The following is an 11,933-nucleotide window of genomic DNA, read 5'->3' as shown; positions in this document are numbered from 1 at the left end:
AGGTCTTCACCTTTGCCTTCCATTTTGAAATCACTGTTGTGCTCCATTTCATTGAAATAAAGCGCTACAACATATTCGCACATGCCAAGGGCTGCACCGGGATGGCCGGACTGTACGGCGTGGACCATACGCAGACAATCCCTCCTTACTTGGGAACTGATTTGTGCCAATTCATTTATTTGCATCATCCAAATAATTAGGTTTGTAAATATTCATTTTTAAAATCTCAATTTAAGTGTAAAAAATACATTTAAAAAGTTAATCACTTATATTTTAACAATTTGAGCCTATCCTTTTCAAGAAAAGCAGCCTAACCAAGTGATTGGAAACTACCTGACCTTTGCGCAATCGATTGGGATTATACTTTTTTGGGTAGGATCAGATTTCCTTGTCACTCTCCAAGTCTACCAAAGCCAAGGTTTCCCAGCCATTGAGTTCACCATTGAAATCGATTTTTTCTTTTGAAGCTTCAATCTTATTCTTAAACGCCCAACACGTTTCTCTCCTAAGCTCAATTATCTCAGACAATTCATTTAGAGTCAAGCTTACATCCTTTCTGTTGGATAAATACAACATGTAAAAAGCCTTTTCAATAGGAAATTTAATCTTGTGAAAAAGTGTATTGCTGGTTGCAGACTCATTGTAATTGCAATTTCTACACCTCCTCCCAAAAGCTTTTGTACTGGTAGCTTTATTGTAGCCACATTTCCGACAATGAAACCCATTGGCCCACTTCAACTCGGATAAAAATTTGCAACAAGCATCTCTATCAGGGAAAATCTTTTGGAACTCCCCGAAATCAAACCCTTTCATCAACACCATCGCTTGGGTGGTTTTTTCAAGCCCTTCTCTCAATTCAATGTTACTAAGGCTTAGGGTTTTATTTTCCGAAATTACCTGTTCGTTTAATTGCCTGAGCTTATTGTTTGCTGTAAGAAGCTGACGGTTTTTTAAAGACAATTCATTCGCCAAGTCATTGATTTTTTCGGTACGTTTCTTTACACGCTTCTTCAATTTGTTGTTGAGTTCATCCTGAAGCCTGTTTTTTTCCCTCAAAACAATGTTCAGGTCTCTATCCGCCTCTAAGCCCTTTTTCTGTAAGTATCCAATTTGATTAAAGATGGAGATTGAAAAGAATATCACTTCTGCAAAAATGACAGGGTTAGCGAAATACCAATTGACGATGGCATTGTCAAACAAGTCAAAATTTGCCTCGCTCGCATATGATTGAAGGATCACGATCAACATACAGACAAGCGCAAAAGAATGTGCCCAAGAGATTTGATTAATCCTGATTAAAGCTCTGACCATCAAAATTATGGGAACCAAAAGAACCAGCGTAATCAAAACCAACACAAGTTGATCATTGATCTTCATTCCTAATTCTTGGTTGATGGTTAGCAAAATGATCAAGACAATCGCTGACCAAGTAGAACACTTAACCCAGAGGTCCTTAGCGAGTTTCTGGACAAAATGATTGGCAAACAACAAAGCTGAAACCACCAAAAGAAGCTGTGTAAGGATTCTTTTGGTCAAAAGATTAACCTCTGGAATATTGGGCCATAAATATTGGAAGCCCAGTCCATCCCTCCCCAAAGAATACCAGATACAGGAAAAAAGAAAAAATGCAAAATATGCGTAAATAGGCTCTCTTTGCTTCATCAAGAGGTAAATCGTAAAAAACAACACTATTGAGAGCACACCATAATATATACCAAGGAAAAAATATTCATTTGTAGCATGAGAAATAAACTGATCGTGTTTTCTGACATGAAAGCTAAACCCCATCAAATAGTTTCTGTGCACCCTCAGGTAAAAAGTTTTGCTCTCCCCTGGCCTTACATTGATTAATTGATTCAAATTTTTATGCGGGAAGGCTCTGGTATCAAAAGGAAGTCCATAGCCGGCCTCATTTTCATAAAATACTCCATCCCTCTCAGGAATATAAAAAGTCACTTTTTCGATATCAAAGCCCCAGGATTCAAAAATCCAAGCCTCGTTTTGGACACTCCTGTCATTTTTAATTCTTACACGAACCCACAGTACAGCATCGACATTATCAAAATCGGTATATGGATTATCTGATTTTTGAAAACCACGCTGAATTGATTCGGTAAGAATGTTATCTATAGAAAGTTTTCCTGTTGGATCCTCCAAATATTCAACCTGATTGGTGATATAGTATTGCTCTTTTTCATTTGATAAAGTAATGGGTTCAGACACAGTAAAAAGGCTTTCCGCAGAAAATAAGGGAAAGATGCAATACATCTGTATGGTAAAAACTAAAAAGATATTTCGTATTAAGAATATATTCACAGGCCTAACAGTAAATTACAATTGGTTTGAAACTTATACAATATTAAATATAACATTATACTTACTAGGATTACTTATTTAGAATTAATAAATCAAATCTCTAAACTATAACCATTCTATTTTTTGCTTTTAATCAATTTTTAAAGATTTTAAAAAACACCTTTATCTACTTGTTTTTCATATACTTACATCTAAGCGCTATATGATTCAATTTGGGAATTATTATTTTTCAATTAAAGCACCTAAAAAAGCTCGTTTCTTTTCATAAATCAGTGTGTTAACTGCTATCTATTCATATTTTTCTTTGATCACTAAGCGAAATTAAATATATAAATAGCTGATTTTGAAGGTTTTTATAAGTGTATAAATAACATTTTTTTTATAGATTTAATTCCCATTCAAAGCAATGAAGCAAGCTTATTTGGTCATAGTCAGGTTAAGTACTTGATTTTTATGTCATGATAAACTTGCCTTACCATTTGATTTGATAGTATTCAATAAACCCAAAGAAAATGAAAACTTTCACTCTATTTTTCAAAAAGTCTGCACCCTACATTGCATTCTGCAGTTTTTCTCTTGGCCCATTTTTTCTTCATAATAAAGAAGTGAATGGTTTCCTTAAATCGACCTTTTCCCTGAGCAAGTATTTAATCTTATTAGCTCTATTTAAAAATAATTCACTTGGAGCCGGTTTTTCCGGAATCTGCCCTGAGTAAGGAAAACTCAAAATCAAATCTATTTAAATCTCAAACAATCAAACCCTATGTTAAAAACTATTTACAAAAAACAAAAAGGAAAATGGAGTCAAAGCGCAAGCTTGATCTGCTTGATTTTCCTTTGGCTGACCTTGTTTCCAATGGAATCAGGGGCCCAAACTGATAATCAACTCATCGATGTCTCTGGTACAGTGATGGCCTCCGATAGTGGAGAAAGCTTACCTGGAGTCAATGTATTGATCAAAGGTACTACTTCTGGTACAGCAACTGATATTGATGGGAATTTTACGCTTCGATCAGTGTCCCCAAATGATGTATTGGTGTTTTCCTTTATAGGATATGCACCCATAGAAAGACGGGTCGGCAATACCAGTACCTTCAACGTTACGATGGATCCTGATCAGAGCTCTCTTTCCGAGATTGTGATAGTGGGCTATGGTACTCAAGAAAGGGCCAAAGTGACAGGAGCAATATCCTCCATTACTTCTGAAAATATCAGAGAACTTCCTGTTCCTAACCTGGCTTCTGCAATACAAGGCCGTGCTGCTGGCGTAAATGTCACCAATACAGGAGCACCAGGAACCAATCCCGTAGTCAGAATACGAGGTGTAGGAACTGTAGGCAACAATGATCCTTTGTATGTCATAGACGGTGTTCCCGCAGGCGGTCTCAATCAAATCAATACCGCAGATATTGAATCTATAGAAGTATTGAAAGATGCATCCGCTGCGGCGATCTATGGTTCAAGAGCAGCCAATGGGGTTATCTTGGTCACCACCAAAAAGGGGACTAAAGGTAAACCTGTGGTCACAGTGGATTCTTATGTAGGTACTCAGGCAGCTTGGAGAACGCTGGATTTGCTAGGTAGAGAAGATTACCTGGCATTTGGCAGAGACTTGTTGGGAAATGCAGGTGATCCACCTCCTCAAAGGTTTGACAATCTTGGCGATTTGGCCAATGTAGAGACAAATTGGCAAAATGAAATGTTCAGAACCGCCAGCATACAAGACCACAACGTCGGAATATCAGGAGGGAATGACAACGTACTTTACAATGTTTCTGCAGGCTATTTTGCTCAAGAAGGTATCATGAGAGGTACAGATTTCGAGAGATTTTCATTCAGAAGCAATACAGAGTTTAAAATAAGCAACAGGGTGACAGTTGGACAAACCCTGACAATTGCATATTCCAACAGGAATAATGAACCATTCACGGGAGGAAGAACGCAGCTTGAACATATAGTAAAGCAAGTGCCTTATATTCCTGTGCGGGATGAAAGCCGACTTGGTGGATTTAGGTCTCCTGACAGAGTAGATGGATCAGATCCGGAAAACCCTGTATTGAATGCAGATCTGAGGACCAACAATACTCAGGATTATAAAATTCTGGGAACAGCCTATCTTAAGGTAAATATCCTTGATGGGTTGGATTATAAGTTTTTGGTTGGTACAGATCTGGCAATGGGAACCACCAATGAGTATACCCCGAGATTCAGATCAGGAGATTTCCATGAGCAACCTTTTGCTGTCATTGGTCAAAACAGGTTCAGTTTCTTTTCCCCACTTATTTCCAACCAACTGAATTATCAAAAAACTATCAATAAGCACAGTTTTGATGTACTGGCAGTTGCAGAACAACAGAGTTTCGTGAGCACTTCTTTGAGCGGCAGTGGTCAGAACTTCCTGACCAACGAAATCCGTGAATTGCAAGGAGTTCAGAATATGACGACAAGTAGCAATAGAATAGAATATGCAATCCTTTCATTTTTGGGAAGATTCAATTACGATTATGATCAGAAATACCTATTCAGCGCTTCTATCAGAAGAGATGGAGGCTCCCGTTTCGGACCTGCCAATAAGTGGGGTACTTTTCCTTCAATATCTGCAGGTTGGAGAATCAGTGAAGAGTCATTCATGCAAGGCTTGAGTGGTGTCAGTGATTTGAAAATCAGGGCTAGTTATGGGGAAACAGGAAATGATCAGATTGGTGACTATGTCTATCAAGCGACTATAAACAGCAACTTCTTCTATCCTGTAGCTGGTAGCCTGGAGTCTGGAAGTACAATATCAGCCTTGGCCAACACCGACCTGAGATGGGAAACTACCATCATGAAAAACATAGGGATTGATCTAGGCTTGTTCAACGACAGTTTCAATATGTCATTGGAGCTTTTTGACAACAGGACAGAAGGGATGATACTTGGAGTACCTATACCTCCATCACTTGGTTATGATGGCGCTCCAGTAGCCAATGTAGGAACTGTTTCCAACCGTGGTATAGAACTAGCGCTTGGATACAGAAAGTACAGTGGAGATTTTCAGTTCTCAGTTGATGGAAACATTGGTTTTGTTCAAAATGAGTTGGTTTCATTGGGATCAGGAAATACGATATTCGGCCCTGAATTCCAAGGTGATCCCTTGACATTTACCGAAGAAGGCAAGCCAATAGGCTATTTTTACGGATGGCAGACCGATGGACTTTTCCAACAAGGTCAAGAGTCCAGCCAACAGCCAAATGCATCTCCAGGTGATATTCGCTTTGTAGATGTGAATGGAGATGGAACCATAGATGCCAATGACAGGACTTTCTTGGGCCATTACTTACCTGACTTCACATATGGTCTAAACTTTAGTGCCAATTATAAGAATTTTGATTTCTCTATGTTTGTCCAAGGTGTCTACGGAAATCAAATATTCAACTTATTGAGATTCCATACCGAGGGAATGACGCGATTGTTCAATGCAAGTGAGGTAGTATTGGACAGATGGACTCCTGAAAATACCAACACGGATGTTCCTAGAGCGGTAAATGGTGATCCAAATAGAAATGCACGTGCTAGTTCGAGATGGATTGAGGACGGCTCATATTTGAGAATAAAGAATTTGAGCTTGGGATACAATGTGCCTACTCCATTATTAGATCAAATCAGTAAAGGATCAATCTCAAAAGTAAGATTATATGTAGCAGCCCAAAACTTATTAACAATTACCAATTACACTGGCTATGATCCAGAGATTGCGGCAAGAACAGGTATCAATACAACCCTAGGTTTAGGTATTGATTATGGACAGTACCCAGCACCAAGAACATTTACAGGTGGAATCCAGCTTTCGTTCTAATTCAAAAATTTAAAGTATAAAAAGATGAAGTACAGAATATTATTAACGGCAACTTTGATTTTGATTGGGTTCGTCTCTTGTGATGAAGAGAGACTAGAACCGGTTAACCCAAATGAATTGTCAGTGGAAACCTTTTTTGTTTCCGGACCGCAATTAGAAGCAGGTGTAAACTCAGTTTATGCAGCCCTGCAGGGCCTTGACTTATACATTAGAGAGTACTTCTTTTTACAAGACTTGCTTTCAGACGATGTTGAATCAGGAGGAGGACAACTGGAAGCCCATAGAAACCAGGTTGCCCAAGGAGTAATTGACCCTTCCAATCCATTGATCATTTCTAACTGGAGAGGATGGTACAGGGTAATTCATAGGGCAAATATCGTGATTGATAATGCAGACAATGCAACCGAGGAAATCACTGAAAACTTAAGAACCCGTATTTTAGGCGAAGCCTATTTCCTGCGTGGTTGGGCATATTATGAGTTGGGTTCCCTTTGGGGAGGTGTTCCGTTGATGACTGAAATGGCAACTTCTGTCAACAGTGCACTGCCAAGGTCTTCCCAGGAAGAAACTTACCAACAAGCCATATCAGATCTTAACGAAGCCATCAACCGACTTCCTTCCAAAAATGAATACAGCAATGCAGATTTAGGCAGAGCTACTTCAGGTGCGGCGCAGGCAATGCTTGCAAGGGTTCATATGTTTAAAGGTGACTTTGCAGCTGCAAAACCATTATTGGAAAACATTGTCAATTCCGGTCTGTATAGCCTTGTTGATCGTTATTTGGATAATTTTGAAGAAGAAAACGAAAACAATGCAGAATCTCTGTTTGAGGTTCAGTTTACAAGGGATTTTGGAGATGCTAATGTATGGGATGGAGACGGATCAGGTATTTCGTTTACCACATTCCGTGGACAGGAATATAGCCCTACTGCTTGGAGAAACTTAATTCCAAACACTTCACTGGTCAATGCTTTTGAAAAAGAAGCAAATGGCGCAGCGAAGGACGATCCTCGTTTTTCATACAATTTCTACGTAGTAGGTGATACCTACAACAATGGGAACAACGTACTTACCCCTGATGGTGTTCAAGGCGACAACTCCAAACCAAGCTGGAGAAAGTACACCATGATCTATAAGCAGAGTGCTGAAAACATGCAATCAGGAATCAACTTCAGGGTGATAAGATATGCGGAAGTTTTGTTGATGTTGGCTGAAGTTGAAAATGAACTGGGCAATACAGCCGGCGCACTTCCATACCTAAATGCGACCAGAGAAAGAGCGGATGTAAATATGCCCCTCTACCCTACCCTACAATACCCTGTAGGCACACAAGACGAAATGAGAAGGGCTATACAGCATGAAAAACGTGTGGAATTCCCTGGTGAGCAAATAAGAAACAGAGACATCAGAAGATGGAGAAGGATGAATGTATTGGATGGAGAACCATTGCCAAACTACAGTCCTCATCATGATTTGCTGCCTTTACCTTTTGCTGAAATTGATAACAATGCCGCTTTGACCAACTCTGACCAAAACCCAGGGTACTAATCAAGCTGTCATATCGAATGTTCTAAATACGGGGCTATCCTTCACAGGATAGCCTCTATTTTATAAAATCAGATACACCTTAATTGATTACCTTTCAAATCCGAAAACTCTATTCAAACATGGTCTTTGGGTTTCTTTTTAAGTATGTCTATATTTCAAAATAGCTGAAAACTAAATTACCAAGATCAATCACCCAAACTCCCACAGGATGAAAAGCCGTTTTTTCAACAGGAAGTCAAATTTCATTTTACTTCCAATCTTATCAATCCTTTTCTACTCTTGTAATCCTACCCAAGAGGAGAATACACTTTTTAAATTATTACAGTCAAAAGACACAGGTCTTGATTTCAATAACAAGGTAGATATTGACGAAAATTTCAACATTCTGGATTTTGACTACATCTATAATGGCGCAGGTGTTGCCGTTGGGGATTTTAACAATGATGGTTTACCTGATATTTTTTTCACAGGAAACCAAGTCTCGTGTAAGCTATACCTGAACCAAGGGGACTTAAAATTTACAGATATCAGTGTTCCTGCCAACATCAACACAAATTCTTGGACCGAAGGAGTGACCCTTGTAGATATCAACAACGATGGCCTTTTGGATATTTATGTCAGTGTTTCTAACAGGGAAGAAAATTATCCTGATGGAAACCTGTTATTTGTGCATCAAGGTATGGATGAAAATGGCATTCCTGTTTTCAAAGAAATGGCAGCTGACTATGGGATAGATGATAAAGGTTACAATACACAAGCTGCATTTTTCGATTATGATCAAGATGGATTTTTAGACCTCTATATTCTATCCAATGCTTTGGAAACATTCCAAAGAAATACATCAAGACCAAGGGAGACTACAGGAAAAGGAAAGAGCAATGATAAGCTGTACAAAAACAATGGTGATGGTACATTCAGCAATGTCACCCAAGAAGCAGGAATTCTTATTGAGGGTTATGGGCTTGGTCTTGCCATCAGCGACATTAATAGAGATGGCTTCCCTGATATCTATGTAGCGAATGATTTTATCACCAATGATGTGATCTACATCAATAACGGCGATGGTACATTTTCCAATGAGATTGACAATATGCTTAAGCATCAAAGCTTCAACGCCATGGGTGTGGATATTGCTGATTTCAATAATGATGGTTTGGTAGACATTTTGGTACTGGACATGTTTCCTCCTGACAATGAGAGGCAAAAAACCATGTTTTCACCTACCGAAAATTATGACCTTTACATGAGTAATTTGTCTAGAGGATATGAACCACAATATGTCAGGAATACCCTACAAGTAAACCGGGGCAATGGACTTTTTAGTGAAATTGGTTTCTTGGCAGGTGTGGCCCAGACAGACTGGAGCTGGTCACCTTTGATGGCTGACTTTGACAATGATGGCTTCAAAGATTTATTTATCAGCAATGGTTATGGCAAAGACGTAACAGACCTTGACCATATCAACTTTACCCAAAACCTTGGCCCTTTCTCAACTCCTGAAGACCGAAGGGCTCTATTGTATGAAGGAATTTCAAACCTCAAGGAGGTCAAAATGCCCAACTACCTCTATAAAAACAACAGGGATTTAACATTTTTGGATAAAAGTAAAGATTGGGGAATGATACATGCTTCAATTTCAAATGGAGCAGCCTATGCAGACTTAGACAATGATGGGGATTTGGATTTGGTAGTCAATAACCTAAACGAAATGGCCTTTTTGTATCAAAACCAGCTGAGGGAAAAATTTCCAGAACAGTCAAATTATTTGAAAATAAGTCTGACCGGTCCAGAAAACAATTCCATGGGTTTGGGCGCTATTGTAGAATTGGAGTATTCCCAACATGATGAGACATTCAAACAATTTTATGAACATTACCCCACTCGCGGATACAAATCTTTTGTCGAACCCATGGCCCATTTTGGGCTAGGTGCTGAATCACAAGATCTAAGATTAACTGTCACTTGGCCTGATGGAAAACAACAGCGCCTGAGGGATTTTCAAATCAATACCAAAATCAACGTAAGTTATACAGATGCAGAGTATCCCGAGTATATGGAAGAAACTGAGCATTTCTATTCATATTCAGAAATTTCACAGCTTTTGGGTTTGGAACACACGCATCAGCACAGGACATACAATGACTTCAACAGGCAGGTTCTTTTACCACACAAACACTCTGAAAACGGCCCAGGACTGGCAGTAGGCGATGTCAATGGAGATGGTCTTGATGATCTTTTTGTGGGGGGATCTGCTGGATTCCCAAGGGCTTTGTTCATCCAAAGAGCGGATGGGACTTTTATAAAAAAAGAAGTACTTGAAGGCGATCAAGCCGATGACATGGGATGTCTTCTTATTGATATTGACAATGATGGTGATCTGGACTTGTATATTGTAAGCGGAGGCAGTAGATACCCTGAAGGGGACGAATCTTATCAAGACCGAGTGTATTTAAATGATGGTAAAGGCAATTTTGAAATCTTAGAAGCTGCCCTGCCCTCAATGAATTTCAGCGGCTCAATTGTGACCGCTGCAGATATAGATGGAGATGGTGAAATGGAGATTTTTGTCGGTGGTAGAGTGAGACCTGGCAAGTACCCCCTACCCCCAACATCAGCCATCCTAAAGTTTGTCAATGGGAAATTTGAAGACCGGACAAGTGAATTCATGCCTGATTTAAACCATTTAGGCATGGTAACCGCAGCCTTGTGGACAGATTTCGATCAGGATGGTTTAGTGGATTTGATTGTGTTGGGTGAATGGATGCCAATAACCTTCCTAAAACAAGAAAGAGAAGGTAACAGCACGGCATTCAAAGACGTATCAAAAAAAATTGGGCCTGAAAATTCTACCGGATGGTGGAACAGTATAAGTGCTATAGGTACTGATGAACATGGAAAAGTACAATATGTAATGGGTAATGCAGGGTTGAATACACGCTGGAAAGTCAGCCCAAAGACGCCGCTTGTCCTGATTGCAGATGATTTTGATAAAAATGGCAGTATTGACCCTATCATGTTTACCCATCTTATAGACGGCTTGTATCCTGTTGCCGGTCGGGACAAATTGGTCAATCAAATTCCATCTTGGAAAAACCGCTTCTTAAAATATAATGTCTTTGCAAAATTCAAACTCGAAAACTTTTTTGATGACAATCAAAGACAGGAAGCACTTGAGCTTGAGGCCCGGGAATTTTCAAGTTCTATCATGAAAATGGATGATTCGGGCAAGTTTGTACTCACTCCACTTCCCATAGAGACTCAATTCTCTCCGATTTATGGAACTTCCTATGATTTTTCCCAAGATCAAATTTTGTTGATTGGGAATTTTTATGGCAATGAAACAGTAACTGGCCGATACGACGCTTCCATTGGAAGTGTACTCAGTCAAGATGGTAAAGGAGATTTTTCAATCCATTTGCAAAACACTGGATTTTTGCATGAAAGTGAGGGACGCGCTTTGGTAACTTTGACTACTGCAGAGGGAAAAGTATTGTTTATTTCAAGTTCTCATCAAAACGATTTAAAAGCCTTTTACTCAAGGGGAACTACTGCCAAACAAGGTGTTTTTGCCTTAGAAAAAGGAGATTTTAAGGTCACATTTGTACTAGAAAACAGGCAAAATAAAACATTTGAATTCCCTTATGGGTCAGGCTACTTATCACAATCTACCCGTAAAATCCCTATCCCTAAAGACTGCAAACTGATTGAAGTAACACAGTTTGATGGCAGTACAAGGTCAATAACTCTTGATGAATAGCATCAGAATTGCAATTTGGCATTGCCTGCCAAACCAAAGTGTAGCTTCTAAAAATGAGCTGTATACGTAATTGATTTTAACCCTCAAAAAAGCTTCTGGGAGAATTTCGGTCTGATAATTGGATAGTAATGGATATAAATCAAACACAAAATCCATGAAAACGAAATCTTCAAATTCGCAAAATGGGCAGATCCTTGATGCGCCAACAAAACCTAAAAAAAAATCCAACAATAATGAGTTTTCGATCTTCGCCAAAATCTTCCGTTTTTTGGTAAGAGGCTATATCAAAATTTTAAAGTACACAGTACTGGCAATTATAGAGATCTTTAAAGAAATACTAAGAATACCATTCGGTAAAAAGAGCAAGAAGTCATAGGGTTTTTGATGACATTCATTCATAGATTGGACTGCCCTAATTCAGAAAGTCATTGAATTTTTCGAAAATAAGCAATTATGTTAGGCTTTTTTTAGAATATC

General features: G+C 39.0%; 5 protein-coding genes and 1 pseudogene. 4 read left to right on the top strand and 2 right to left on the bottom strand.

The window, feature by feature from the left end:
- Positions 1-188 (bottom strand): annotated as a pseudogene (locus CLW00_RS17270) (transketolase); the annotation flags it as partial.
- Between the two features lie 190 nt (positions 189-378).
- The gene (locus CLW00_RS17265; RefSeq protein WP_170073242.1) at positions 379-2,223 is read right to left on the bottom strand and encodes a 7TM-DISM domain-containing protein; all 1,845 of its coding nucleotides are present in this window, start codon (positions 2,221-2,223) and stop codon (positions 379-381) included.
- Between the two features lie 856 nt (positions 2,224-3,079).
- On the opposite strand from CLW00_RS17265, the gene CLW00_RS17255 reads away from it, so the two are divergent.
- The 4 genes from CLW00_RS17255 to CLW00_RS21445 all read left to right on the top strand — a co-directional run bounded on the left by CLW00_RS17255 (position 3,080) and on the right by CLW00_RS21445 (position 11,832).
- Positions 3,080-6,151, top strand: coding sequence for a SusC/RagA family TonB-linked outer membrane protein (locus CLW00_RS17255; protein WP_106134938.1), 3,072 nt, complete (start codon positions 3,080-3,082; stop codon positions 6,149-6,151).
- Between the two features lie 24 nt (positions 6,152-6,175).
- The gene (locus CLW00_RS17250; protein ID WP_106134937.1) at positions 6,176-7,699 is read left to right on the top strand and encodes a RagB/SusD family nutrient uptake outer membrane protein; all 1,524 of its coding nucleotides are present in this window, start codon (positions 6,176-6,178) and stop codon (positions 7,697-7,699) included.
- A 208-nt stretch (positions 7,700-7,907) separates the two neighbouring features.
- Positions 7,908-11,456 (top strand): VCBS repeat-containing protein, encoded by a 3,549-nt coding sequence (locus CLW00_RS17245; RefSeq protein ID WP_106134936.1) that lies wholly within the window; start codon positions 7,908-7,910, stop codon positions 11,454-11,456.
- Positions 11,457-11,610: 154 nt separating this feature from the next.
- On the top strand, positions 11,611-11,832 hold the full coding sequence (locus tag CLW00_RS21445) for a hypothetical protein (RefSeq protein WP_106134935.1): 222 nt from the start codon (positions 11,611-11,613) through the stop codon (positions 11,830-11,832).
- The last annotated feature ends 101 nt before the right edge of the window (positions 11,833-11,933 follow it).

Origin of the sequence: Mongoliibacter ruber (assembly GCF_003003005.1) — a bacterium.
GTDB lineage: Bacteria > Bacteroidota > Bacteroidia > Cytophagales > Cyclobacteriaceae > Mongoliibacter > Mongoliibacter ruber.
Note: the sequence above shows the minus strand (reverse complement) of the source record. Positions and strands in the feature narration are given on the sequence as shown.

Excerpts from the sequence above, each read along its gene's own strand:
- CLW00_RS17250 (WP_106134937.1), top strand. The coding sequence starts at position 6,176 with ATGAAGTACAGAATATTATTAACGGCAACTTTGATTTTGATTGGGTTC.
- CLW00_RS17255 (WP_106134938.1), top strand. The coding sequence starts at position 3,080 with ATGTTAAAAACTATTTACAAAAAACAAAAAGGAAAATGGAGTCAAAGC.
- CLW00_RS21445 (WP_106134935.1), top strand. The coding sequence starts at position 11,611 with ATGAAAACGAAATCTTCAAATTCGCAAAATGGGCAGATCCTTGATGCG.
- CLW00_RS17245 (WP_106134936.1), top strand. The coding sequence starts at position 7,908 with ATGAAAAGCCGTTTTTTCAACAGGAAGTCAAATTTCATTTTACTTCCA.